Origin of the sequence: Psychrosphaera aestuarii (assembly GCF_017948405.1) — a bacterium.
GTDB lineage: Bacteria > Pseudomonadota > Gammaproteobacteria > Enterobacterales > Alteromonadaceae > Psychrosphaera > Psychrosphaera aestuarii.
Genome location: NZ_CP072844.1, coordinates 2,932,705 through 2,956,440, shown reverse-complemented (window position 1 = coordinate 2,956,440; position 23,736 = coordinate 2,932,705). Strand labels below are relative to the sequence as shown.

Below are 23,736 nucleotides of genomic sequence, written 5' to 3'. Positions count from 1 at the left end.
AAATCTGCGAAGATTTACGATAACATACAGGCCATATTATCCCGCTCATGCGTTCACATTTAAAGGTTTTTTTAATGGCAAAGAAGTCAGGTTTCTTTTCTTGGTTTAGTAAAGATAAAAAAGAGGCGCCGGCAACACCGGAGCAATCAGTAGCAAACACTGAGAACGAGGGCGTTGAAAGCCAACTTGAATCGTCTATAGAGGCGCCCATTTCTCCTGCACCTAAATCTATCGATGAACATACGGAGCAAAAAGCGCAAACCGAGCAAACTGAGCAGGCAGAAGATACTGAGCTGACAGAAGATGCTAAGCAGACAGAAGATACTGAGCAAACAGATGCAGTCTCGTTTTCCGAATTAGAGCCGACATCTACTCAGGAGCTCACCGCCGAAAGTAAAGCGCCGGTAGAGATTGAAGAACAGGCAGAACTCACACCTATTGTTGATGCGCAGCCACAGCCACAAGAAAAGCCTGGTTTATTTGAGCGTTTAAAACGTGGGTTGGCCAAAACTCGTGAGCAAATTGGCGGAGGTTTTTTGTCATTGTTTGCCGGAAAGCAAATAGATGATGACCTATATGAAGAATTAGAGACTCAGTTGTTGATGGCCGATGTTGGCATGGATACAACGATGAAGTTAATTGATAGCCTGACGGAACATGCTGACAGAAAACAACTAAAAGATGCTGATGCCTTGTATGGCTTATTAAAAAAAGAAATGACCGATATTTTGGCGACAGCTGATAAGCCTTTAGTGATCCACAATGATGACGGGCCATTCGTAATTTTGATGGTAGGTGTGAATGGAGTTGGTAAAACCACAACAATCGGTAAATTAGCGAAACAATTTCAGCAGCAGGGTAAATCTGTAATGTTAGCGGCAGGCGATACGTTTAGAGCCGCAGCGGTTGAGCAATTGCAAGTCTGGGGCGAAAGAAACAATGTACCAGTTGTTGCGCAGCATACAGGAGCTGATAGTGCGTCAGTTATTTTTGACGCATACCAAGCAGCCTCTGCGCGAAAGGTTGATGTGTTAATTGCTGACACAGCAGGTCGCTTGCAAAATAAAGATAACTTGATGCAAGAATTAGAAAAAATTGTTCGTGTGTTGAAAAAGATAAACGACAAAGTACCACATGAAGTTATGCTTACAATTGACGCGACAACAGGTCAGAACGCCATGAGTCAAACAAAGCTGTTTAATGAAGCGGTGGGCTTAACAGGCATCACCTTAACTAAGCTTGATGGCTCAGCGAAGGGCGGTGTTATTTTCTCAGTTGCAGCCCAGCATAATATTCCTATTCGTTATATTGGCGTTGGTGAGGGTGTTGATGACTTAAGAACATTTGAGCATAAAACATTTATTGACGCGTTATTCGACTAAATACTTTTTAACCAGATTTGGTTGAGTTAATCTGTAAATAATAATAAGAATCATAGAGTGGCTATGTTCGCTCTAAAGTTTAGGGAAGCGTAAATGATCCGATTTGAACAAGTCAGTAAAACCTATCCAGGTGGCTTTAGAGCGCTTGAAAAAGTCTCATTTGAAGTTGCAAAAGGAGAAATGGCTTTTTTGACAGGACACTCTGGTGCAGGAAAGAGCACCTTACTAAAATTAATTAGTATGATTGAGCGTCCGTCAATCGGTAACGTTTTTATAAACGACAAAAACCTAAACTTAATTACCCCGAACAAAGTTCCATATGCTCGCCGTGACATTGGCATGATTTTCCAAAATCATAGACTCTTACAAGAGCATACTGTGTTTGACAATGTGGCGTTGCCCCTGGTTATTGAAGGATATACACAAGGCGAAATTGCGAAGCGTGTCCATGCAGCACTAGATAAAGTAGGCCTACTAGATAAAGCTAAATGCTATCCAAAAACGTTATCGGGTGGCGAACAGCAGCGAGTAGGTATTGCGAGAGCGGTTGTGAATAAGCCACCATTGTTACTTGCGGACGAACCAACGGGAAACTTAGACCCAGAACTGTCCAAAGAAATCATTAACGTATTTCAACAGTTTAATGATGTAGGAGTATCGGTTTTAATTGCGACTCATGATTTAGGCTTAATTGCTCGAATGAAAAACCGCACGCTTACGTTAAACAAAGGACAAATGATTAACGATGGATTAACTTCCACCACCAATGGTTTAGGGTTTTAAGGACGCACATGAGTATTCTATTTAATTCTGAACAATCAGGTGCATCTAAACAAAAAATAGTTCCAATTCAGCGATTTATTTTTTTCTGGGTTAACAATATTCGTCAAATAGTAACAAGTTTAGGTGAAATTTGGCGAACCCCAATTGCCTCAGTAATGACGATCTTAGTGATGGGTCTGTCACTTACTTTGCCAGCAACCTTGCATATAATTGTTAAAAACGTTCAATCAATTAATGTTCAGTGGGATAGTGCCTCAGAAATAAGTCTGTTTTTACATGAAGACTTATCAGAGCAACAAATCTCAAGCGCTATTCGACGAATTGGTGCTTACGATGAAGTTGAGTCTTTGCGCTATATAAGCAAAGACGACGCGCTGGTGGAATTTAAAAAGCTGTCAGGCTTCGGCCAAGCCCTTGATTACTTGAAAAGCAACCCGTTACCAGCGTCATTAATAGTAACGCCACAACCCCAGTATCGACAAGCACAGCCAGCGAAAAGTTTATTGTATAAACTACAAAAAGAGCGTGAGGTTGATTTTGGTAAGTTAGACATAGATTGGTTAGCGAGACTAAACGCCATTGTATCTATGCTTGAAGAATCGGTTATTACAGTCGCTATTCTTCTTTTAGTATCCGTTGTACTTATTATTGGAAACACCATACGGTTGTCTATTATCTCTCGTCGGGAAGAAATAGAAGTAATGAAACTGGTTGGCGCAACAGAGTCCTTTATCCAAAGGCCGTTTGTTTATACTGGGATATGGTATGGCTTAATGGGGGGATTAGTTGCTTTTATAGTCCTTACCTTTGTTGTGTGGTGGATGCAGTCTGCTTTGGTGGATATCTCTGGTTTGTACATGTCTGATTTTGAAATTCAGGGTTTAACATTTTCTGAATTCCTAATGTTACTACTTTTGGCTTCAGGGTTAGGCTTCTCAGGTGCCTACTGGTCAGTTCATCGTCATATAAAAGAAATTGAACCCAGCCTTGATTAATCCATATCTCGCTAACCAACGTACAGCAAAATAGTCAAATATAGCAAAGGTGGTCTTAGCCACCTTTTTTGTTATTCGCTAATTTACACCACAATACCACGAATAGTGTTTTGTTTAAGTCAATGATATTTAGTTATATTTTGTTTTCCTGTGTTGTTCGTTTTACATAGATCTTTTTGTTCTATAAATAGTTAAAATAAAATTAGCACTCTTAGATTGAGAGTGCTAATATCATTGTCAGTTAACCAATTCAGGTTTCTAAAGGAGCTTCACAATGAGTCAAGTTAATAAATCAATGACATTAGCCTTATCGCCTCAAACAGGTAGTATCGAGTCGTACGTGTCTTATGTTTCTGGCATTGATATGTTGTCTGCGGATCAAGAACGTGAACTTGCGTATAAACTTTATGAAGACGGAGACTTAGAGTCTGCACGTCAATTAATATTTTCTCATTTACGTTTTGTTGTTCACATTGCACGTAGTTACTCTGGATATGGATTACCTCAAGCTGATTTAATTCAAGAAGGCAATATTGGCCTTATGAAAGCAGTAAAACGTTTTAACCCTGAAGTAGGGGTTCGTTTAGTTTCTTTCGCTGTACATTGGATTAAAGCGGAGATTCATGAATTTGTTTTAAAAAATTGGCGTATCGTTAAAGTTGCAACAACAAAAGCACAACGTAAATTGTTCTTTAACCTTCGTAAGTCTAAAAAGCGCTTAGGTTGGTTTAGTAATGATGAAGTTGCAAATGTTGCAGAGACACTAGGTGTTACTAAAAAAGAAGTGCTTGAGATGGAATCTCGCATGAGCAATTACGATATGGCATTTGATATGGGTGTAGATGACGAAGACTCAGATACAGCGGCATATTCACCATCACTATATCTCGAAGCAGACAACTCTGATATGGCCGAAAACATTGCAAATGAGCAGTGGGAAGAACGCTCAAATCAGCGCTTATTATCGGCAATTAAAACGCTAGATGAGCGAAGCCAAGATATTCTTTATAGTCGTTGGTTAGATGATAACAGCAAAACAACATTACAGGAGTTAGCTGATAAGTATTCTGTTTCTGCTGAGCGAGTTCGTCAGTTAGAAAAAAATGCGATGAAAAAAATCCAAGGTCTTCTAGCTGCATAATTCATTGATAAAAATGAACAGTTAGACACTCAAATTGACGTATAATAAAACCAGCTTCGGCTGGTTTTTTCATTTAGGCCGCTAACTATAATTTATTTAAGGACACTCATGATTGGCAATATAAAAAAGATGCGATCTACGTTAGATGCACAAAGTAACGTAACTTATTCACTGCCAGTAGGAGAAGAGTTATTTGATTTGTCAGCGCGAATTGGAACTCAAGTTACATTGACACACACAGGCAATATTCACTGCTCTAACTGTGGCAAAAAAACCAAAAAGAGCTTCTCACAAGGCTTTTGTTTTCCTTGTATGCGGAAATTAGCAGCGTGTGATATGTGTATTATGAAGCCAGAAACATGTCACCATGCGGAGGGGACATGTCGTGAGCCTCAGTGGGGCGAAGACAATTGTATGATCCCGCATTATGTCTATCTCGCCAATACTTCTGGTTTAAAAGTTGGTATTACTAGACATACGCAAATTCCTACTCGCTGGATTGATCAAGGTGCGACTCAAGCTCTGCCTATTTTTAAGGTTAAAACCCGTCTCATTTCAGGATTGGTTGAAACGGCGTTGACTGATTTTATTGCCGATAAGACAAATTGGCGAGCCATGCTTAAGGGCGACAATATTGAAATTGATCTGCAACAAAAAGCGTTAGAGCTAATTCCATTGATTAATGAACGCTTAGATGAAGTAAGGCTCAAGTTTGGTGCTGACGCTGTTGAGCAGTTATCAGAAGAAGTTGTAGACATTAATTTTCCAGTTGATCAATATCCAAGCAAAATCGCTTCTCATAACTTCGATAAGAACCCGGTTGTAAGTGGCGTACTTCAAGGCATAAAAGGGCAGTATTTAATTTTAGATACAGGGGTCATAAATATCAGAAAGTTCACTTCCTACGAAGTAGAAGTAAATTAGGCTGGCTAAGCCAGTCAGTTTTATATGACTTAAAAATGGTTATTCAGTTATTGTTGGTTCAAGCTGCTCGTTTTCAGGTCGCTGTCCTGCAAATTGAATAACCGGAGAAGTCGGTAACAGACTAGACAGTGGGACTAACTCAATACCAGCCTCTTCAAGCTCCAAAAGTTGTTCTTGCAGTACTTCATAAGTTTCAGTATACGGGTGGCCAATGCCGATGGCTGTCCCATAATTTCTGGCAATATTAATAAGACGTTTGAATTGTTTTCTAATTTGCTCTTTGTCTTTTTCGTGATCTAAAAAAATATTTCGATGAAGCGAATTTACACCCCACTCAGAAGCAATGACTTCAATTTTACTATGTCGAGTGGTTTTGCTGTCTAGAAAAAACATATTATGTTGTCTAAGCAATTCCATTGTCCACGCCATAGGTTGCTCCATTTGCGTCAGTAAACTGCCCATATGATTATTAACACCTATTGCATACGGAATATCTTCTAACGCTGCAATAAGTGTATTTTGATACTGCTGTTTACTCATGCCGTTCAGTAATGCGCCGGGCCCTAATAACTCATTATTACTGCGAGCTTGCATTGGAAGGTGAATAATGACATCGCGTTGATTTTTTGCGGCGAGTTTTGCGTACTTTCTGCCAAGGGGAGTGTGTGGTAACACGGCAAAGGTTAACGCCGCATCTAAGTCTACTAATTTTTTGTCAGAGCGTTTGTAGCCAATGTCATCAATTACGATCGCGACTTTGCCCGCATTAACAGCAGGTACAAATAAGCTCAATATTATGGCAATAACGCCAGTCCATTTTAAAATTATGCGCACGTTAACAATCTAATTTTAGTTATATTTTATTATGATTAAGTGGCCTTATGTATCCTAAGGTCCTACTTAAATTTAGTTGTTTTTATATTTATAAAAATGATTATAACCTACTGATCGATAAAGTCACCTTTAACAAAAGCTTTAACGACACCACCGCGCAGGGTCTACAGTTTTGCCTTTGTATCTGATTTCAAAATATAAACCTGGTGTTGCTTTGCCTCCGCTTTGACCAAGCAGTGCAATAGGTTCACTTTTCTCAACAAAATCGCCAGCCTGCTTTAATAAGGCCTGATTATGACCGTATAAACTCATGTAGCCTTTACCGTGATCAATTACCGTAACCCAACCAAACCCTTTTAACCAATCTGTATATAAAACAATTCCATCAGCAATAGCGTTTACTGACTTACCTAAGTTGGCATCAATAATAACGCCTTTCCAACGCATCGAACCTTGTCGACGTTGACCAAATCGCTTGGTAATCCGCCCCTTAACAGGCCAGTTTAATTGTTTCTTTAAGTTGTACAGGCCCGCTAAATCTTCCGGTCTTGGTATTGCATTACGTTGCGCATTTTCAATTGCAATAGCCAATCTTTGCTCATCGGCTTGAAGTTGTTCTAACTTACTTGAGTCACTCGCTATTTTACGATTCAGTTGTGCCAGCGCTTTTTTTCTATCATTTTGTCTCGACACAAGCTGTGAGCGTTCTTGATTTTGTTGCTCGTTTAGCTCATTAAGCTGTTGTTGCTGTTGTGTTAAATCGCGAGCAATTTCTTGTAAACGAGAAAGGGTGTACTCAATTTCTTCGAGTTGCTCAACACGAGCATCATTCAGTTTACGATAATAGGTGATAAGTCGTTCTAATTGAGCAGGATCATTTTGATTAAGTAATAGCTTAGTGTAGTCATGTTTGCCGTTTAGATAGGCGGTACGAACCATTTCCCCGAGGATTTGTTGCTGCTGCTCTTGTTTTGCCAATAGCTTATTTTGTTCTGCTGTTAACTTTATTACTTTATCTTTAACACTATTTAATTGATTTTGTGTTTGTTGTAACGCGATAACTAGCTCCGACACTTTTAATTCTGAACGTTTAAACGTGTCTTCTAAAGTCGACTTTTCGGCGATCTTTTTATCTAAAGCTTGGGTTTGTTTTTTAATCTGAGCTTTTATATCGGCGAGTTGCTGATTCGACTTTTCTAACGCTGAATCATTGACCAAGAGTAATCTAGCAGACGCATTGGTGACGGTTAGGCTTAATGCGCTAATCATCACCCATGCAAGAAGTTTCACGATTCCTTGTGATTTCATACTATTTAACCATCATTAATGGTTTGCCAGTCATTTCAGCGGGTTGCGGCATCCCAATAAGGTTTAAAATTGTTGGTGCAACATCGCTTAGTTTACCGTCTGTCACCGGTGTCGCTTCTCGCCCTACATAAATAAAAGGTACAGGCTCACTAGTATGCGCAGTATGTGCTTGACCTGTGTTGACGTCACTCATTTGTTCAGCGTTACCATGATCGGCGGTAATAAGACATTCACCACCCACTTCTCGTAATGCTTCAACAACTCGACCTACACAATGATCTACCGCCTCACAGGCCTTGACTGCAGCTTCAAAAACGCCAGTGTGGCCAACCATATCGCCATTTGGATAGTTCACAACAATGAAGTCGTATTCTTTTGATTTAATCGCTTCAACTAATTTATCTGTAAGTAACTCAGAATTCATTTCTGGTTGTAAATCATAGGTTGCAACTTGAGGCGAAGGAATTAGTTCTCGTTTTTCTCCCTCAAATAACGCTTCTCGACCACCAGAGAAAAAGAACGTTACGTGCGCATACTTTTCAGTTTCAGATATACGAAGTTGTGTTTTGTTGTGCTTTTCTAGCCATTCGCCCAGTACATTATCTAATGCAGCTGGCGGAAAAGCGACGACAGTATCAATGTCGGCAGCATATTCAGTCAACATTACAAACTTTGATAATTTAGGAACGATTTGACGTGTAAAGCCTGAGAATTCCGTTTCAACAAAGCTGCGAGTTATCTCTCGTGCTCTATCAGCTCTAAAGTTCATAAATATTAAAGAGTCGTTATCTTCAACTTTAGCAGCTTCCCCAATAATGGTCGATTTTACAAATTCATCGTTTTCATCTCTTGAATAAGCTTTATCTAAGCCTTCAACAGCAGAGTTGGCGGTATAGTCAGATTTACCTAACGTCAGCATATTGTAAGCCGTCTCAACACGATCCCAACGATTATCACGATCCATCGCATAATAGCGACCAATCAAAGACGCGACTTTACCTGACTGCGTTTCTGCAAAGTGTGTTTCTAGCATTTCAAGTGAGTTTTTTGCGCTTCTTGGTGGCGTATCTCGACCATCTAAAAAGGCATGAACATATACTTTTGTCGCGCCACGTTGTTCTGCTAACTTAATCATCGCAAGAATGTGATCTTCATGACTATGCACGCCACCTGGCGACAATAGCCCCATAATATGAACAGCGCCATTTTTCTCTATAGCAGAATCAACCGATTGAACTAATGTAGGGTTATTGAAAAAGTCGCCATCGTTTATCGCTTTACTAATTCGAGTGAAGTCTTGATAAACAATACGTCCAGCGCCAAGGTTTACATGGCCAACCTCCGAGTTACCCATTTGACCATCTGGCAAACCAACGTCCATACCACTGCCTGAAATAAGCGTACTTGGACAATCCTTCCAAAGCTTATCTAAAACTGGTGTATTGGCGTGTGCAATGGCATTGTTTGATGTTTCTTCTCTATGGCCCCAGCCATCTAAAATACATAGCACAAATGGTTTTTTATCAGACATAACTCACTCTACAAATTAGATAAATTTTATATTGATTATTCTAACGTCAATTGCGCACTAAAGTCACAAAAAATTAGCTTTTGGACTCTTTCTGAGATGTAGGTATAATCGCGCGACTTTTGTTGTAAAAATGGAATAGTGTAAATGGCGCAATTTATCGAATTTTTAGGTAATCATGTGTATATGACGGCTGCGTGGGCGATATTATTCGTTCTTTTAGTTTCTAGTTATGTAACTGGTGCATTGTCGAAGGTTAAGACAGTTAATACTCATGAAATGACAATGCTAGTTAATCGTGAAAACGGCGTTGTAGTTGATATCCGTAAACCGGCTGAGTTTAATAAAGGTCATATCACTGACTCTGTTAACCTGCCGATGGAAAAAATCAGCAATGCACAGTTTGGTTCACTTGAAAAAAATAAGACAAACCCAATAATAGTGGTGTGTAACGCAGGTATTTCAGCTAAAACAGCTGCAAATACATTAGTAAAAGCGGGTTATGAAAACGTCGCGGTTTTACAAGGTGGCATGCAAACTTGGACAAGTGCAAACTTACCAGTAATTAAAAGTAAATAAACAAGTAGAGTAAGGTTTTTTGATGAAACAAATAGATATTTATACTAAGGCATACTGCCCGTTTTGTGTGCGTGCTAAGTCATTGTTAGACTCAAAGAATATTAGCTACAACGAGATTAAAATTGATCAACAGCCAGAATTGCGAGCGCCAATGATTGAACGCGCATTGGGGCGTTCAACAGTACCACAGATTTTTATTGGTGATATGCATGTTGGCGGTTGTGACGATTTGTTTGCCCTAGAGCAACAAAAAAAATTAGACGCGCTTCTTTAACGTTTAGTTATTCGCGCGATTAAATCAAAACTATAACTATAAAAATTTCAGGAAATTTCTTATGACAGATCAAGCTACAGCAGCTCAAGAAGAGCAAGGTGCACCACAATTCTCAATTCAACGTATCTTTTTGAAAGACCTTTCGTTTGAAGCGCCAAACGCGCCAACTATTTTTACAAAAGAGTGGAAGCCTGAAGTAAAACTGGACTTAGATAATAAAAGTACTCAAATTGAACCAGGTGTATTTGAAGTTGTTCTTTCAGTAACAGTCACTGCGACGGTTGAAGATCAAACTGCGTTCTTATGTGAAGTTCAACAAGCCGGTATTTTTGTATTAGGTAACATGCCAGAGCAGCAAATGGCACATATCCTTGGTGCATTCTGCCCAAATACCTTGTTCCCATATGCTCGCGAAGCAGTATCAAACTTAGTTAACCGTGGAACATTCCCAGCATTAAACTTAGCGCCAGTTAACTTTGATATGCTATTTGCACAATACATGGAACAAGCTCAAAAGCAGGCCGCAGAAGGCCAAGCTCTAGATTCTTAATCTATGGATATCGAAAAAAAGTTTAAGATTGCAGTATTAGGTGCGGGCTCATATGGGACCGCACTCGCTTTTTGTTTTGCCAGAAATGGTCACGACGTCATTATGTGGGGACGTGATAAAAAACAAATCGCTGCGATGCAATCCAGCCGAGAAAATGCCAAGTACCTTCCGGGGGCAACATTCCCAGAGAGCTTGCAGGTGACCGATAATCTGCAGCTGGCGGTAACGCAATCTGAACTACATTTAGTGGTTGTTCCAAGTCATGTTTTCTCTGATCTACTTATACAGATTAAACCTATGTTACCAGCCAAGCCTAAATTGTGTTGGGCAACAAAGGGTTTAGATCCAGAGTCTGGACGACTACTTCAAGACGTCGCCAAAGACGTATTAGGTGATACGCCATCATTGGCAGTGTTATCTGGGCCGACATTTGCCAAAGAAATGGTGAAAGGTCTGCCAACCGCCATTTCGTGCTCATCAGAAGATGATGATTTCGCTCAGTTACTTTGTGACTTGCTACATTGTGAAAGAAAGTTTCGAGTTTATAAGAACAAAGACTTCACTGCTGTGCAATTAGGTGGAGCGGTGAAAAATGTAATTGCGATTGGTGCTGGTATGGCCGATGGTATTGGTTACGGAGCAAATGCTCGTACTGCGTTAATCACTCGCGGACTAGCGGAAATGATGCGCCTTGCGTCTGCATTAGGAGCGGATCCTCAATCCTTAATGGGCATGGCCGGCTTAGGTGATTTAGTATTAACTTGTACAGATAATCAGTCTCGTAACAGACGTTTTGGCTTAGCATTAGGCCAAGGCAAGTCGGTTGATGATGCTATGGCAGAAATTGGTCAAGTGGTAGAAGGTTATCGCAATACCAAAGAAGTACACATGCTTTCTCAGCGAGCGGGTGTAGAAATGCCAATCACAGAGCAAATCTATCAAGTACTATATCAAGGTAAGCCTGCTGAACATGCGGCGATGGCTTTGTTAGCTAGAGATCCGAAGAGCGAATAAAATCGGTAAATTGAAATTGTCTCAAGGTCGGTCAAGCACAGCTAAATGTGCATCTGCCGACCTTCTTTTGCAAAAAAGAAGCTAAAGGGCAACCTATCAGCAAATAACCGAGTGGTTAAAAAGTCTAATAGCTCATCACTACTTGACGGATCTAAACACGACATACATAACATTTTTACTTCCGCCGCAATGCCTAATTCAATAACGTCATTTAGGCAGCTATGTCCCATTCCTAAACGGTTCACCATATCCGCATTCATAAAACGTGCATCATGGACCAGTAAATCAGCATATTGACAAAACAAGCTCCATTCTTCAAAGCTATGATAATTATTAGCGTCGGGCGCAAATAACTCATTGTTGTTGCAGACAACGATCGTTTTATCATCCGCTGTTATCTTGTAGGCGGAGCCTCCGCCGGGGTGATTGACTTTCATTGCTTGTATTGAAAAATCACCAATTTGCACAGCCTCAGGGAGGTTAAACTTTGTTTTTTTGATAGTAATAGTAGATGGAAGTAAATGAAATTTATCCGCTGTGTAAGTTTTGTTTATTTGATCCAGTATAGCGGTATCGTGCGATTCATTAGTATTGGCTGGGTAAATAGTAATCTGCTGTTTAGGCTTCTTTATTGGGTCAAAAAATGGAAACCCTTGAATATGATCCCAGTGATGTTGGCTAAGTAAGATATGAATTGGATCGTGGTAGTCGTCAAATTCATGGCTTGCAAAGCGAATTCCCGAACCTGCGTTTAATAAAAGCTTCTGACCACTTTTAGCGGTGAGCATAATACAATGTGTATTTCCGCCAAAACGTTGTGTTTCTGGACCAGGTGTCGGTATTTGAGCTCTCGCGCCAAAAAACGTAATTTTCATTCCATCTGCACTCTTTGAGTAATCGCAAATTAAAATAATATGCTATTAAAAACACTAACACACATTAATGTAAATAAAAGAAACTCAACGAATAAAAAAGCCAGTAGCATAGGCAACTGGCTTTAACGTGAAGCATTATCACAGTTTAAATGATGTAGTATTGTCTCAAAAAATTGTGAGCTTCAACTTATAGAATAAATTTACTTAAATCTTCATCTTCAATGACTTCGTCTAAATTTTCTTTAACAAAGTCTGCATCGATAACAAAAGACTCACCGCTGCGGTCAGACGCATTGTAAGAAATCTCTTCAATTAAACGCTCTAAGACGGTATGTAATCTTCTTGCACCAATATTCTCGTTTTTCTCATTTACTCGAAATGCGGCTTGTGCAATCTGCTTTATACCATCTTCACTAAATGTAACCGTCACGCCTTCAGTGGCAAGCAGCGCTCTGTATTGTTCGGTCAAGGACGCGTTTGGTTCAGTAAGAATGCGTTCGAAGTCTTCTGGCGTTAATGCGTTTAGCTCAACACGAATTGGTAAACGGCCTTGCAATTCAGGAATTAAATCAGATGGTTTACTCATCTGAAAAGCACCAGATGCGATGAACAACATATGGTCAGTTTTAACCATGCCATACTTAGTTGTCACAGTAGAGCCTTCAACAAGCGGAAGTAGATCTCTTTGAACACCTTCTCGTGATACGTCAGCACTGTTCGCGCCTTCACGTTTACAAATTTTGTCAATCTCGTCTATAAACACAATGCCGTTTTGTTCTACAGCTTCAATGGCCATTTCTTTTAAATCGTCATTGTTAATAAGCTTTGCGGCTTCTTCGTCTAACAGCATCTTAAACGCAGCACTAACTTTTAGTTTGCGTGCTTTTTTCTTATCGCCTGATAAGTTTTGGAACATCCCTTGAAGCTGAGAAGTCATTTCTTCCATACCAGGAGGAGCCATGATTTCTACGCCAATTTCTTTTTGAGCAATGTCGATTTCAATCTCTTTATCGTCTAGTTCGCCTTGGCGGAATCGCTTGCGTAATACTTGACGAGCTGAGCTTTCTGGCTGATCTGACTCAACTACTTGGCCAAAGGTATCGCGAGCAGGAGGCAATAATGCATCAAGAATTCGCTCTTCAGCTGCTTCTTCAGCTTTATGTTTGTTCTTTTCAATGGCGACTTCGCGAGTTAGTTTTACTGAAATTTCGGTAAGATCGCGAATAATCGATTCTACTTCTTTACCAACATAACCCACTTCGGTGAACTTAGTCGCTTCAACCTTAATGAATGGTGCGTTCGCTAATTTTGCTAGTCGACGGGCAATTTCAGTTTTACCGACACCTGTCGGGCCTATCATTAAGATATTTTTTGGCGTTACTTCTGCTCGAAGCGTTGGCTCTAGCTGCATTCTGCGCCAGCGGTTTCTTAGCGCAATAGCGACGGCTTTTTTTGCTTTATCTTGACCAACAATGTGCTGATCTAATTCGTGAACAATTTCTCTAGGGGTCATTGATGACATGGAATAACCTTAATTCTAATACTTACTATCGTTACAATTCTTCGATGGTTAAATTTGTGTTTGTATAAACACAGATAGAGCCCGCAATATTTAGACTTTTCTCTACAATATCTTTGGCGCCTAGATCAGTATTCTCTAAAAGTGCAGTGGCAGCTGCTTGCGCAAATGGGCCACCAGAACCTATCGCAATAAGATCGTTTTCTGGTTGAATAACATCGCCATTACCAGAAATAATTAACGAGGCAGTTTCATCGGCTACCGCAAGCAAAGCCTCAAGCTTTCGCAACATTTTATCGGTACGCCAGTCTTTGGCTAATTCTACTGCGGCTTTGGTTAAGTGACCTTGGTGCATTTCAAGTTTAGCTTCAAACTTTTCAAATAGGGTAAACGCATCGGCGGTACCGCCGGCAAAGCCTGCAATTACTTTACCTTTATACAGACGACGGACTTTTACGGCGTTGCCTTTCATTACAGTATTGCCTAGTGACACTTGTCCGTCACCACCAAGTACAACGTCTTTACCGCGTCGTACAGATACAATTGTGGTCATGAATAATCCACTCCAGAGTTTAAATAAGTCTAGCTTATGTAGGGGTATTTATGGGGATTTCAAGAGGTGACGTTAAATGCTTAACGCCACAACCAAATTTGACAACCAGTGATGTCATTTCGCTTCAGAATATGACGGGTTTTCTCAGCATCGCGCTTGCGTTCAAACGGGCCTAAAACAACTTTATACCACATGCCTGATGTGCCTTGGGAAGGTATCACTTGTGACTCATAGCCAGCAAATGCGATCTGTGCTTTAAAGCCTTCGGCGTCCGATTGACTACGGAAGCTTGCGCATTGCATTTTGTATGGCCCGCGATCTTTAAGTTCTTCTGATTCTACTTCAACGTTTTTATTTTCAAGCTCTTCAATAAATGACCACTCTTCATCTTCAGGAGGAGGAGGCAGTGGTTTTGACTTTTGGGTTTGTTTTTTGTGAACTTGCGGTTGTGTTTCTTGAAAATCGCTGGAGTCACTCTTGATATAGAGCAAACCACCAACAAAACCAGCTATCAACGCGGCGACTAATAACATTTTCACAACGGGAAAAGGTCGACCTTTTGGAACGTCATGCTTTACTGGTTTCTGTCGTTTTTTCTGACTAACGTAATCTTTATTTTTCATGGGCAAAGAGCCTTAATACTATTAACTTAAATCTACAGGGTCGACATCGACCGACCAACGGATTCTATTATCCTTTTGGATGGTATCCAAGTTTTCTAGTAACCAATTCACTAATTTATGCAAATAAGGGCGAGATTGACTTTGAATTATCAACATATGTCTAAACTTACCTGCTTTTCGTGTCATAGGAGCAGGTGTCGGTCCTAGTATTGATAACCCTTCGTAATCTGATAAATAGCCAGACAGGTTCGATAACCACTGTTGTCCTAAATCAGGGATGGTCGACTCAGCTCTTAAAATAATATGATGTGAATAGGGTGGAAGACTGAGCATTTTTCGCTCATTTAATGCGTATTTAGCAAAGTCTTTATATTCATTATTCACTAAGTCTTGAATAACAGGATGTTCAGGAAACTTAGTTTGCAGCCAGACCTGGCCTTTTATTGATCCTCGGCCAGCTCGACCTGCAACCTGAACCACCAATTGCGAGAGTTTTTCAGCGGCTCTAAAATCGCTACTAAACAAAGCCCCATCAACATCAACAATACCCACTAAACTCACGTTAGGAAAATGATGACCTTTGGCAATCATTTGGGTGCCAACAATAATCATGGGCTGGCCGGCGTTAATTTTATTTAGTTTATCGTCGAATTCGCCTTTTTTACTGGTGCTATCGCGATCTAATCGGACTATTTCCGTGGCTGGAAATAAATTAGCTAAATTTGATTCTATTTGCTCAGTGCCGGTACCAACGGGCGTCATTCTTGTTGAGCCACACCCTAAACATTGATGCAACGTTGGGTGTTGAAAACCACAGTGGTGGCAAATCAATAGATTACTATTTTTGTGATAAGTGGTGAAACTACTGCAACGACCGCACTCTGTCAGCCAATGACACTCTTCACACATAAGAACCGGAGCGAAACCTCGACGATTAATAAACAGCATAACTTGGCGGCCTTTATCTAATTGATTGGAGATTTCATCAATTAAAGGTTGGCCTAATGCAGCTTGAGTTTGGCAGCGATTAAGATCTAACAAGTGAGTTGTTGGCATCTGACTGCCACCGGCTCGTCGTTGAAGCTGTAAATAGCTAAACTTACCTTGCTCAACATTATATAAGGTTTCTAAGCTAGGCGTCGCAGAACCAAGTACTACTGGAATGTTGGCTTGATGGGCTCGATATAAAGCTAAACTACGGCAATGGTACTTAAAACCATCTTGTTGTTTGAATGACGCATCATGCTCTTCATCAATAATAATCATACCAAGTGATTTAAACGGCAGGAAAATACCAGAGCGAGTTGCGATAACGATGCGGGCTTTACCGCTACGAGTTTGTTGCCAAGTATCAAAACGTTGTTTGTCGGTCATTGCTGAGTGCCAAAGCGCAACAGGGACATCAAATCGTTGTTTAAATCTTGCTATCGTTTGCGGCGTTAGGCCAATCTCTGGAACACACACTAGGACCTGCCACTGATTTAGTAAGCGGTGTTCAATGGCTTGCAGATATACTTCGGTCTTTCCGCTACCCGTTACGCCATCAATCAAAAAGCATTGGTGGTGATTAACAGCATTGATTGCAGCCACAGCAATAGCTTGTTCGGTATTAAGCGCTAATCCTTCATTGATATGACTTGCTGTTACTGCGCTACTACCTTGACCGCTAGTAGTCCACTCCGCCCAATTTTTATCGATAAACTTTTTGATAGTGGTGCTAGTGATGTCTTTTTTGTTTAGCTCGTCCCGCGTAAAACTTCCAGAACGTATAACATCATATAATTTATGTATTTGTTTGGCGTTTTTAGGCAGTGCTTGCTTGTCTGGAAGTTCATCGCATTTTTGTAAAACTTTGGGTAGTTGTTCATCAATGGTTTTTGGGCTTCGTAGGGCACCAGGTAAAGCCATCGAAAATACATCACCAATTGGATGTTGGTAATATTCTGCAGCCCAGTTTAATAGTTGAAGTTGTGCGGCGTCAAAACTGGCTTGGTTTTCTACAAATGACAATGCAGGTTTTAATTTTGCTACATCCTGATCAGTGTGGGTGTCGACAGCTAAAACCACGCCGACTAATGTTTGTCGTCCAAAAGGTACAACAACTCTCTGTCCTATCGTAACTTTTTCAATCGTGTTAGCGACATCTATAGCATCAGTTTCCAGCTCACTAGGCAATAAGTAATCAAAAAGCCTTCTTAAGGGAACCGGCAATGCAATATGCAAAATAACTTGGGAAAATAGCGCCATTAATTAGCAGACCTTTGCTTCTCTTGACAACAAGTGAACAATCACTTACTTTTTTAATGTTGTAATTTATAGTGTTTGTCGACTATTCATCTTTCAACAAACATGATTAAAATTTTTAGACATCAAAGTAAGGTTAAAATGCGTCATCTAATATTTAGTATTCTGTTTTCGAGTTCTTTTTTTATGTTAGCGTTTGCTACACACGCACAAGAAGCTCGCGTTTATTCTACAGAAGGATACTGTATTCTCGCGTTTGAGCAAGTGGATCGTGAGTTCTTAGTTAACTATGAAAAGCGCTTAGGGTTTCGACCGAAAAATAAGCTTTGTAATAGAGTGAATCGATTAGTATCTGAGTTTCAGCCAGCCAAGTGGGACTACCAATTTGGTCAACCATATCCAGGTAGTAGTATATATTTAAGCCCAGAACAAATTGCGCAAATTGATAAAGCAAGAGAGAAGCAAAGACAAGCTCGTCGATAGTTACATAAAAAGCGGTTTGACTTTATTTATTGCTTGATCTTTACCCGATACTCATTATAATTCGCGCCCTAATTTTATATAAATCTCGTATGGTATTCGGCATTATTTTTTAATAAGTGACCGTTTGGCGATACGGCCCAATGAGGTAATCCCATGCAAAAAGATATTCACCCTAAATACGAAGAAATTAACGTTTCTTGTTCATGTGGTAACAAGTTTGTAACTCGTTCTACAGTAGGTAAAGATTTACACTTAGACGTTTGTTCTGCGTGTCACCCGTTCTACACAGGTCAACAACGTAACGTTGATACTGGTGGTCGTGTTGATCGCTTCAAGAAACGTTTCAGCATGCTTGGTAAAAAGTAATTTTACCATCTTGCTAAAAGAAGCACCTTCGGGTGCTTTTTTTATGCCTGTAGTTTGTCGGTTTACAAAAACGCACACTTAGTTAGTAAATGGATAACGTGGTAATTATCTTTCAGTTGGTTTTTGTTATCGCATTTCAAAAAGCAAAGTTAGACCTTATATTTGTATCGATTTAGACATAAAAAACGCTTTCTGTCGCAATCTCTCACCAATAGCTTTTAACTCCCTAGACTTATGAAAAGTACCGGCTGACGCTAGATGTTGTTATTATTTTACCAACTGGTATGAGTTCTACCCTAAGCGGTAACTTCTTATCGTTAAAGGCTTTTTAATCCAGTACAGTGGCGACGTTTTGTCACCTTACTGGAAGTAACTTAATGTCAGATTTTAAGCAACGCGCACTCGATTATCATAGCCAACCGACCCCAGGAAAAATTAGCATCGCACTAACTACCGCGGCCGAAACGGTAGATGATTTATCTTTAGCCTACAGCCCTGGCGTAGCAGAGCCGGTACGAGAAATTGCAGCAGATCCAGACAATGCCTACAAGTACACAGCAAAAGGCAACACTGTAGCGGTAATTAGCAACGGTACAGCAATTTTAGGTTTGGGTAATTTAGGCCCATTAGCTTCAAAACCGGTAATGGAAGGCAAGGCATTGCTATTTAAGCGCTTCGCAAATATTGACTCCTTTGATATTGAGGTGACTCACCGTACCGTCGATGAGTTTATCAATACGGTGGCTAATATTGCCGATTCTTTTGGTGGTATCAATCTAGAAGATATTAAAGCCCCGGAATGTTTTGAAATTGAGCAAGAGCTCAAAAAGCGATGTAGCGTTCCTATTTTCCATGACGACCAGCACGGTACAGCCATTGTGACAGCCGCAGGGATGTTAAACGCGCTTGAAATTCAAGGCAAGGAGTTACATGACTGCACTATTGTTTGTTTAGGAGCCGGTGCTGCTGCTATTGCCTGCATGGAGTTACTTATTAAATGTGGTGCTCAGCGAGAACGCATATACATGTTAGATAGAAAAGGTGTGATTCACACCAGACGTGATGATTTAAACGAATATAAGCAGTTATTCGCGAATAATACCGACAAGCGAACATTAGAAGACGTAATTGACGGCGCCGATGTTTTTGTTGGGGTGTCCGGAGCAAACCTATTGGCACCTGAATCATTAAAACTGATGGCGTCAAATCCAGTGGTTTTTGCTTGCTCAAACCCAGACCCTGAAATCAAACCAGAACTAGCGCTCAAAGTGCGCGATGATTTAATCATGGCAACGGGACGTTCTGATTATCCTAATCAAGTGAATAATGTACTGTGCTTTCCTTTCATTTTTAGAGGTGCGCTAGACGTAAGAGCAACCGCAATTAATGATGAAATGAAAGTTGCAGCGGTTGAGGCGATTCGAAGTTTGGCAAAAGAGCCTGTGCCAAAAGAAGTATTAACAGCATCAGGAATGTCTGAATTAAGTTTTGGTAAGAATTACATTATTCCAAAACCAATGGACCCGCGTTTGCTAGAAAAAGTTGCAAGTGCAGTGTCTGCGGCTGCTATAGAGAGCGGTGTCGCAAAGCTTGGTATGCCAATACCTAAGGCATAGTGACGTTATTAGGCGAAGAGTAGAGGTGTCATGGTCAATATTAGGTATGGCACCTCACAATCGATTTAATCTTTTATTTTTGGAATATCCTTGCCCATTTCTGTGAGAATGTTACGAACTTCTTCTGGAATTTGATCTGGGTTCTCTTTCTTCAAGTCATTATCTGAAGGCAATGGTTGTCCTGTGAATGCGTGAAGAAAGGCTTCGCACAATAATTCACTATTTGTTGCATGTCTGAGATTGTTAACCTGACGACGAGTTCGTTCATCGGTTAATACTTTTAATACATTTAGCGGGATCGATACTGTGATCTTTTTAACTTTATCCGCCTTTTTTCCATGTTCTGCATAGGGATGAATGTATTCCCCGTTCCACTTGGCCATAAAACACCTGTTCATGAGTTATTGCATCTACGACATAACGTCGCATTTAGTTAATGAAATTGTATTGTATTAACAAAATTAGTCAAACGATCGATTGCTATATGGAAAAACTTCTAGACGGCTTTAAAGTCGGGATTTGCTTTTGCATATAAATTTATTTAACCCTTTCATTTGATTACGCATATGCATAAGCTAGAGAAAAGACTTCTCGCCAAAGTGATTATTATGCGAAATCAGTTTAAAAAAATGAAAACGGCATTAACGGTAAAAAAGAACGCCCAAAATGCAAAGAGCACCGATGATTCAAATAAACTCAGCCATGTGCCACAAAGTGAGGGTTCAGATGCAGAACCTAAATTAGACGACATTAGTATGCAAGAGATGTGGAAAAAGCTGCACATACAAACTAAACAAATTAATGAGCAACTTCTTCAGTTAAATAACCACAAACTTGTTCAAACATATAACTCTTTACCTCGTTTTATATGGTTTAGTCTTGTGAAAGGCATTGCTGTGGGTTTAGGCAGTGTCTTAGGCGCGACGGTTGTGCTGTCATTTCTTGTTTATATTCTTTCTCAAATGGAATTCATTCCTATTATTGGGGAGTGGGTATCGGCAATATTAGAGGTTGTAAAAGGCCCTGAAGCAAATTGATGCGTTAGCGTCCTTTTACTTTTTTTAATCGATAAAAATAGGCATAATGCCGGCCTTAAATTTTAAAGGCTCAATGGAGTATCTAATGTCTATCGAATCAACACTTCAAGAACGCGGCAACAATGCCTGTGAACTTTGCACAAGCTCAGAAAACTTATCAGTTTATGCGGTGCTGCCAAAGGCTGGCGACAATTCCGATGATTGTGTGTTGGTATGCGAAAAGTGTGATGCTGAACTTAACTCCAGCGACACGTTAGACGTTACACATTGGCGTTGTTTAAATGACAGCATGTGGAGTCAGGTACCGGCGGTACAAGTACTGGCCTGGCAACAGCTTAAGCTATTAACGAATCAGGGTGAAACTTGGGCTCAAGACCTTTTAGACATGATGTATTTAGAAGAAGAAACTACATCTTGGGCGGAGTCAGGTTTGGCGCACAGAAACGCTGGTGGCGATGCAGAACATATCGATTCTAATGGCGACCGCTTGTCTGCCGGTGATAATGTGTATTTGATTAAAGACTTACCAGTAAAAGGTGGGGGCTTCACAGCAAAACAAGGTACTACAGTTCGCGGCATTTCATTAACAAATAACCCTGAACATATAGAAGGGCGCGTTAATGGACAGAAGATTGTTATCTTAACTAAGTTTGTTAAAAAAGTATGATGGATAACACTGGCAATTCTCGTTCAATCACCAGTAATCAAACGGGTGTGCATGAGGACTTAAATAAAGTTGTTGTTAAACACTTAACACACGAATTTAAAAAGCCGTATGCACCTTTTTCGCTTGAAACATTTGCACAATTAAATCAGCAGGTTATCGATTTTTTAGCGCAAGATTCAAGTCGTTACATTATTTTAGACTCATGCTGTGGAGTTGGTGAAAGTACAGTGCACCTGGCGGCGAATCACCCTAACGCTTTAGTTATTGGTATTGATAAGTCTGAGCATAGAGTTGAGAAAATTGAACATCACCTTGTTCATCAGGTTTCTAATTTTATTATTTTACGTGGCGACTTAAATGATCTTTGGCGATTAATTGCCAAAGCAGAATGGCAGGTAAAAGAACACTTCTTGCTATATCCAAACCCTTGGCCTAAAGCAAAACATTTACAACGACGTTGGCATGGATCAGCGGTATTTAGCAGTATTCCATGTATTGCTGAGCAGATAACCGTTCGCAGCAACTGGTCAATTTATGTCGACGAATTTGCAGAAGCGCTTGTTATAGCGGGGTTTGAGCCGCAAGTTGCGGAATATAAGAGCGATGAAGCAATGACGCCTTTTGAACGAAAGTACTGGGCGAGTGGGCAACAGAGTTTTCAATTAACCTGTCGCTTTAACCAATAGCACTTTGCGTGAAGGCTTTTTGTCTGCTTAACTACAGACTTTAAGTTTAACTTCCAGTAAAGTACCGAAAAATTTATAGACAACCAATTATTTAAAATGGCAGATAAACGTTTAGCCGCAGCGTCGGAAGAAAATTTGTTTAGGATCTTTACTATTCCTGAAGCACCAGATTCAACACTGGCGCGAATTGAACAGGAAGTATCTCAAAATCTAGATGGTTTTTTACGTGACAATATAGTTGCAGTGGAAAAGCCACTTTCTGAAATTGAACAAGACTTTCAAGACTCAGTGGTGCCTGAACATCCGCAGTTTGTTTCGGCGTTAGCTGATGAACTATTAGATAAGTTGGTTGCGCAATCGGTTCATACCTCATCGCCTAGCTTTATAGGTCACATGACATCTGCTTTACCTTATTTTTTGTTACCATTGTCAAAGCTAATGGTGGGTTTAAACCAGAACCTAGTAAAAATAGAAACGTCTAAAGCGTTTACGCCACTAGAACGGCAAGTCATTGGCATGTTGCACCGTATTGCCTATGGTGAAACTAGAAGCACTGCAGAAAACGATAGTTACTATCAAAGTGTTATGCACAGCGCAGATACCTCTCTTGGCGCATTTTGCTCTGGTGGAACCGTCGCTAATATAAGTGCGCTTTGGATTGCTCGAAATACGTTGTTAGGGCCTGACGGCGATTTTAAAGGTGTGTCAAAGGCCGGTTTGTTCCGAGCGATGAGCCACTATGGTTATGAACGCTTAGTTGTATTGGTATCAGAGCGCGGTCATTACTCTTTGGGCAAAGCAGCAGATGTACTTGGCCTTGGCCGACAAGATATTGTTTCGGTAAAGACTGATGAAAATAATAAAATTTGTATCGACGCATTAGAGCAACGTATAACTGAATTAAAAGCTGAAAATGCAGGCATTTTAGCTTTAGTCGGTGTTGCTGGAACCACTGAAACTGGCAATATTGACCCATTGGACAAAATGGCGGATATTGCGGAACGAGAAGGCATACACTTTCATGTAGATGCAGCCTGGGGTGGTGCAACTATGATGTCGAATACGCAACGTCCGTTATTAAAAGGGATTGAGCGTGCTGACTCGATTACAGTTGATGCTCACAAACAAATGTATGTGCCTATGGGCGCTGGCATGGTGCTATTTAAAGACGCACACTCTACGGATGTCATTGAGCATCATGCTGAATATATTCTGCGTAAAGGCTCTAAAGACTTAGGTTCACATACGTTAGAAGGCAGTCGACCGGGCATGTCTATGCTGGTTTATGCTTGTTTAAAAGTTATGGGCCGCAGTGGTTACGAGATGCTAATAGATAGAAGTATCGACACAGCCAAATATTTTGCCGAACTTATAAAGCAAGAAGAAGACTTTGAATTGGTTTCTGAGCCAGAACTTTGTTTGCTAACGTATCGCTATGTACCAAAAGTTGTGAAAGACTATATGGCGACGTGTGATGCTGAACAGAAGCAAATTATCAATGAGCTTTTAAATGACTTAACTAAGTTTATTCAGAAGAAGCAGCGTGAGTCAGGTCGTTCTTTTGTATCACGTACACGTCTGACACCCAAATCTCACAATGGCCAAACAATAACAGTATTTCGCTGTGTACTAGCAAATCCATTAACGACAAAAGAAATTTTAGCGGACATTTTGGCTGAGCAAAAAGAGATAGCGAAAGAGAGTTGGAGAAGTTTGCCTGCAATTATGAAAAAAGTCGCTTGCTTGTAAGCTAGC

The 23,736-nt window shown here is 40.3% G+C and carries 25 protein-coding genes; 16 read left to right on the top strand and 9 right to left on the bottom strand.

What is annotated here, in order from left to right; genetic code table 11:
• The first annotated feature begins 74 nt into the window (after window positions 1–74).
• The 5 genes from ftsY to J9318_RS13395 all read left to right on the top strand — a co-directional run bounded on the left by ftsY (window position 75) and on the right by J9318_RS13395 (window position 5,225).
• The gene (gene ftsY, locus J9318_RS13415) at window positions 75–1,382 is read left to right on the top strand and encodes a signal recognition particle-docking protein FtsY (protein ID WP_210560384.1); all 1,308 of its coding nucleotides are present in this window, start codon (window positions 75–77) and stop codon (window positions 1,380–1,382) included.
• A 93-nt stretch (window positions 1,383–1,475) separates the two neighbouring features.
• Entirely contained in the window at window positions 1,476–2,165 is a 690-nt protein-coding gene (gene ftsE / locus J9318_RS13410; protein WP_210560383.1) for a cell division ATP-binding protein FtsE, read from the top strand.
• Window positions 2,166–2,173: 8 nt separating this feature from the next.
• Window positions 2,174–3,160, top strand: coding sequence for a permease-like cell division protein FtsX (gene ftsX, locus J9318_RS13405; protein ID WP_210560382.1), 987 nt, complete (start codon window positions 2,174–2,176; stop codon window positions 3,158–3,160).
• Between the two features lie 274 nt (window positions 3,161–3,434).
• Window positions 3,435–4,301: an RNA polymerase sigma factor RpoH gene (gene rpoH / locus J9318_RS13400; RefSeq protein WP_210560381.1), complete on the top strand. Its 867-nt coding sequence runs from the start codon at window positions 3,435–3,437 to the stop codon at window positions 4,299–4,301.
• Between the two features lie 108 nt (window positions 4,302–4,409).
• A complete protein-coding gene (locus J9318_RS13395) occupies window positions 4,410–5,225 on the top strand; it encodes a DUF2797 domain-containing protein (RefSeq protein ID WP_210560380.1) in 816 nt (271 codons plus the stop codon).
• Between the two features lie 39 nt (window positions 5,226–5,264).
• On the opposite strand, the gene J9318_RS13390 is transcribed toward J9318_RS13395, so the two are convergent.
• The 3 genes from J9318_RS13390 to gpmM all read right to left on the bottom strand — a co-directional run bounded on the left by J9318_RS13390 (window position 5,265) and on the right by gpmM (window position 8,898).
• Window positions 5,265–6,059: a divergent polysaccharide deacetylase family protein gene (locus J9318_RS13390; RefSeq protein WP_244731730.1), complete on the bottom strand. Its 795-nt coding sequence runs from the start codon at window positions 6,057–6,059 to the stop codon at window positions 5,265–5,267.
• A gap of 141 nt (window positions 6,060–6,200) precedes the next feature.
• Window positions 6,201–7,367, bottom strand: coding sequence for a murein hydrolase activator EnvC family protein (locus J9318_RS13385; RefSeq protein WP_210560379.1), 1,167 nt, complete (start codon window positions 7,365–7,367; stop codon window positions 6,201–6,203).
• A 1-nt stretch (window position 7,368) separates the two neighbouring features.
• Entirely contained in the window at window positions 7,369–8,898 is a 1,530-nt protein-coding gene (gene gpmM, locus J9318_RS13380; protein ID WP_210560378.1) for a 2,3-bisphosphoglycerate-independent phosphoglycerate mutase, read from the bottom strand.
• A gap of 144 nt (window positions 8,899–9,042) precedes the next feature.
• On the opposite strand from gpmM, the gene J9318_RS13375 reads away from it, so the two are divergent.
• The 4 genes from J9318_RS13375 to gpsA all read left to right on the top strand — a co-directional run bounded on the left by J9318_RS13375 (window position 9,043) and on the right by gpsA (window position 11,312).
• On the top strand, window positions 9,043–9,474 hold the full coding sequence (locus J9318_RS13375) for a rhodanese-like domain-containing protein (RefSeq protein WP_210560377.1): 432 nt from the start codon (window positions 9,043–9,045) through the stop codon (window positions 9,472–9,474).
• A 22-nt stretch (window positions 9,475–9,496) separates the two neighbouring features.
• A complete protein-coding gene (gene grxC, locus J9318_RS13370; protein ID WP_210560376.1) occupies window positions 9,497–9,748 on the top strand; it encodes a glutaredoxin 3 in 252 nt (83 codons plus the stop codon).
• Between the two features lie 61 nt (window positions 9,749–9,809).
• Window positions 9,810–10,298, top strand: coding sequence for a protein-export chaperone SecB (gene secB, locus J9318_RS13365; RefSeq protein WP_210560375.1), 489 nt, complete (start codon window positions 9,810–9,812; stop codon window positions 10,296–10,298).
• Window positions 10,299–10,301: 3 nt separating this feature from the next.
• A complete protein-coding gene (gene gpsA, locus J9318_RS13360; protein ID WP_210560374.1) occupies window positions 10,302–11,312 on the top strand; it encodes an NAD(P)H-dependent glycerol-3-phosphate dehydrogenase in 1,011 nt (336 codons plus the stop codon).
• Between the two features lie 41 nt (window positions 11,313–11,353).
• On the opposite strand, the gene J9318_RS13355 is transcribed toward gpsA, so the two are convergent.
• From J9318_RS13355 to priA, 5 genes are all read right to left on the bottom strand, one after another.
• Window positions 11,354–12,187: an MBL fold metallo-hydrolase gene (locus J9318_RS13355; RefSeq protein WP_210560373.1), complete on the bottom strand. Its 834-nt coding sequence runs from the start codon at window positions 12,185–12,187 to the stop codon at window positions 11,354–11,356.
• 187 nt (window positions 12,188–12,374) lie between these two features.
• Window positions 12,375–13,709: an ATP-dependent protease ATPase subunit HslU gene (gene hslU / locus J9318_RS13350; protein WP_210560372.1), complete on the bottom strand. Its 1,335-nt coding sequence runs from the start codon at window positions 13,707–13,709 to the stop codon at window positions 12,375–12,377.
• A 31-nt stretch (window positions 13,710–13,740) separates the two neighbouring features.
• On the bottom strand, window positions 13,741–14,259 hold the full coding sequence (hslV, locus tag J9318_RS13345; RefSeq protein WP_210560371.1) for an ATP-dependent protease subunit HslV: 519 nt from the start codon (window positions 14,257–14,259) through the stop codon (window positions 13,741–13,743).
• Between the two features lie 80 nt (window positions 14,260–14,339).
• Window positions 14,340–14,882 (bottom strand): SPOR domain-containing protein, encoded by a 543-nt coding sequence (locus J9318_RS13340; protein WP_210560370.1) that lies wholly within the window; start codon window positions 14,880–14,882, stop codon window positions 14,340–14,342.
• 21 nt (window positions 14,883–14,903) lie between these two features.
• Window positions 14,904–17,129 carry a primosomal protein N' gene (gene priA / locus J9318_RS13335; RefSeq protein WP_210560369.1) on the bottom strand — a complete coding sequence of 742 codons (2,226 nt, stop codon included), beginning with the start codon at window positions 17,127–17,129 and terminating at the stop codon, window positions 14,904–14,906.
• Between the two features lie 138 nt (window positions 17,130–17,267).
• On the opposite strand from priA, the gene J9318_RS13330 reads away from it, so the two are divergent.
• From J9318_RS13330 to J9318_RS13320, 3 genes are all read left to right on the top strand, one after another.
• The gene (locus J9318_RS13330) at window positions 17,268–17,609 is read left to right on the top strand and encodes a hypothetical protein (RefSeq protein ID WP_210560368.1); all 342 of its coding nucleotides are present in this window, start codon (window positions 17,268–17,270) and stop codon (window positions 17,607–17,609) included.
• Between the two features lie 153 nt (window positions 17,610–17,762).
• Window positions 17,763–17,975 carry a 50S ribosomal protein L31 gene (gene rpmE / locus J9318_RS13325; protein ID WP_210560367.1) on the top strand — a complete coding sequence of 71 codons (213 nt, stop codon included), beginning with the start codon at window positions 17,763–17,765 and terminating at the stop codon, window positions 17,973–17,975.
• A 377-nt stretch (window positions 17,976–18,352) separates the two neighbouring features.
• Window positions 18,353–19,591 carry a malic enzyme-like NAD(P)-binding protein gene (locus J9318_RS13320; protein ID WP_210560366.1) on the top strand — a complete coding sequence of 413 codons (1,239 nt, stop codon included), beginning with the start codon at window positions 18,353–18,355 and terminating at the stop codon, window positions 19,589–19,591.
• A gap of 65 nt (window positions 19,592–19,656) precedes the next feature.
• On the opposite strand, the gene metJ is transcribed toward J9318_RS13320, so the two are convergent.
• Complete coding sequence (gene metJ / locus J9318_RS13315) at window positions 19,657–19,974, bottom strand: met regulon transcriptional regulator MetJ (protein ID WP_210560365.1); 318 nt, start codon at window positions 19,972–19,974, stop codon at window positions 19,657–19,659.
• A gap of 225 nt (window positions 19,975–20,199) precedes the next feature.
• On the opposite strand from metJ, the gene J9318_RS13310 reads away from it, so the two are divergent.
• The 4 genes from J9318_RS13310 (at window position 20,200) to panP (ending at window position 23,730) form a co-directional block, all read left to right on the top strand.
• Window positions 20,200–20,628 (top strand): DUF5665 domain-containing protein, encoded by a 429-nt coding sequence (locus J9318_RS13310; RefSeq protein ID WP_210560364.1) that lies wholly within the window; start codon window positions 20,200–20,202, stop codon window positions 20,626–20,628.
• Window positions 20,629–20,713: 85 nt separating this feature from the next.
• On the top strand, window positions 20,714–21,295 hold the full coding sequence (locus tag J9318_RS13305; RefSeq protein WP_210560363.1) for a PhnA domain-containing protein: 582 nt from the start codon (window positions 20,714–20,716) through the stop codon (window positions 21,293–21,295).
• Complete coding sequence (gene trmB, locus J9318_RS13300; RefSeq protein ID WP_425314340.1) at window positions 21,295–21,981, top strand: tRNA (guanine(46)-N(7))-methyltransferase TrmB; 687 nt, start codon at window positions 21,295–21,297, stop codon at window positions 21,979–21,981. The genes J9318_RS13305 and trmB overlap by 1 nt, the downstream gene beginning before the upstream one ends.
• Before the next feature lie 96 nt (window positions 21,982–22,077).
• Window positions 22,078–23,730: a pyridoxal-dependent aspartate 1-decarboxylase PanP gene (gene panP / locus J9318_RS13295; RefSeq protein WP_210560361.1), complete on the top strand. Its 1,653-nt coding sequence runs from the start codon at window positions 22,078–22,080 to the stop codon at window positions 23,728–23,730.
• Window positions 23,731–23,736: the final 6 nt, after the last annotated feature.

Excerpts from the sequence above, each read along its gene's own strand:
- ftsY (WP_210560384.1), top strand. The coding sequence starts at position 75 with ATGGCAAAGAAGTCAGGTTTCTTTTCTTGGTTTAGTAAAGATAAAAAA.
- ftsE (WP_210560383.1), top strand. The coding sequence starts at position 1,476 with ATGATCCGATTTGAACAAGTCAGTAAAACCTATCCAGGTGGCTTTAGA.
- ftsX (WP_210560382.1), top strand. The coding sequence starts at position 2,174 with ATGAGTATTCTATTTAATTCTGAACAATCAGGTGCATCTAAACAAAAA.
- rpoH (WP_210560381.1), top strand. The coding sequence starts at position 3,435 with ATGAGTCAAGTTAATAAATCAATGACATTAGCCTTATCGCCTCAAACA.
- J9318_RS13395 (WP_210560380.1), top strand. The coding sequence starts at position 4,410 with ATGATTGGCAATATAAAAAAGATGCGATCTACGTTAGATGCACAAAGT.
- J9318_RS13385 (WP_210560379.1), bottom strand. The coding sequence starts at position 7,367 with ATGAAATCACAAGGAATCGTGAAACTTCTTGCATGGGTGATGATTAGC.
- gpmM (WP_210560378.1), bottom strand. The coding sequence starts at position 8,898 with ATGTCTGATAAAAAACCATTTGTGCTATGTATTTTAGATGGCTGGGGC.
- J9318_RS13375 (WP_210560377.1), top strand. The coding sequence starts at position 9,043 with ATGGCGCAATTTATCGAATTTTTAGGTAATCATGTGTATATGACGGCT.
- grxC (WP_210560376.1), top strand. The coding sequence starts at position 9,497 with ATGAAACAAATAGATATTTATACTAAGGCATACTGCCCGTTTTGTGTG.
- secB (WP_210560375.1), top strand. The coding sequence starts at position 9,810 with ATGACAGATCAAGCTACAGCAGCTCAAGAAGAGCAAGGTGCACCACAA.
- gpsA (WP_210560374.1), top strand. The coding sequence starts at position 10,302 with ATGGATATCGAAAAAAAGTTTAAGATTGCAGTATTAGGTGCGGGCTCA.
- J9318_RS13355 (WP_210560373.1), bottom strand. The coding sequence starts at position 12,187 with ATGAAAATTACGTTTTTTGGCGCGAGAGCTCAAATACCGACACCTGGT.
- hslU (WP_210560372.1), bottom strand. The coding sequence starts at position 13,709 with ATGTCATCAATGACCCCTAGAGAAATTGTTCACGAATTAGATCAGCAC.
- hslV (WP_210560371.1), bottom strand. The coding sequence starts at position 14,259 with ATGACCACAATTGTATCTGTACGACGCGGTAAAGACGTTGTACTTGGT.
- J9318_RS13340 (WP_210560370.1), bottom strand. The coding sequence starts at position 14,882 with ATGAAAAATAAAGATTACGTTAGTCAGAAAAAACGACAGAAACCAGTA.
- priA (WP_210560369.1), bottom strand. The coding sequence starts at position 17,129 with ATGGCGCTATTTTCCCAAGTTATTTTGCATATTGCATTGCCGGTTCCC.
- J9318_RS13330 (WP_210560368.1), top strand. The coding sequence starts at position 17,268 with ATGCGTCATCTAATATTTAGTATTCTGTTTTCGAGTTCTTTTTTTATG.
- rpmE (WP_210560367.1), top strand. The coding sequence starts at position 17,763 with ATGCAAAAAGATATTCACCCTAAATACGAAGAAATTAACGTTTCTTGT.
- J9318_RS13320 (WP_210560366.1), top strand. The coding sequence starts at position 18,353 with ATGTCAGATTTTAAGCAACGCGCACTCGATTATCATAGCCAACCGACC.
- metJ (WP_210560365.1), bottom strand. The coding sequence starts at position 19,974 with ATGGCCAAGTGGAACGGGGAATACATTCATCCCTATGCAGAACATGGA.
- J9318_RS13310 (WP_210560364.1), top strand. The coding sequence starts at position 20,200 with ATGCGAAATCAGTTTAAAAAAATGAAAACGGCATTAACGGTAAAAAAG.
- J9318_RS13305 (WP_210560363.1), top strand. The coding sequence starts at position 20,714 with ATGTCTATCGAATCAACACTTCAAGAACGCGGCAACAATGCCTGTGAA.
- trmB (WP_425314340.1), top strand. The coding sequence starts at position 21,295 with ATGGATAACACTGGCAATTCTCGTTCAATCACCAGTAATCAAACGGGT.
- panP (WP_210560361.1), top strand. The coding sequence starts at position 22,078 with ATGGCAGATAAACGTTTAGCCGCAGCGTCGGAAGAAAATTTGTTTAGG.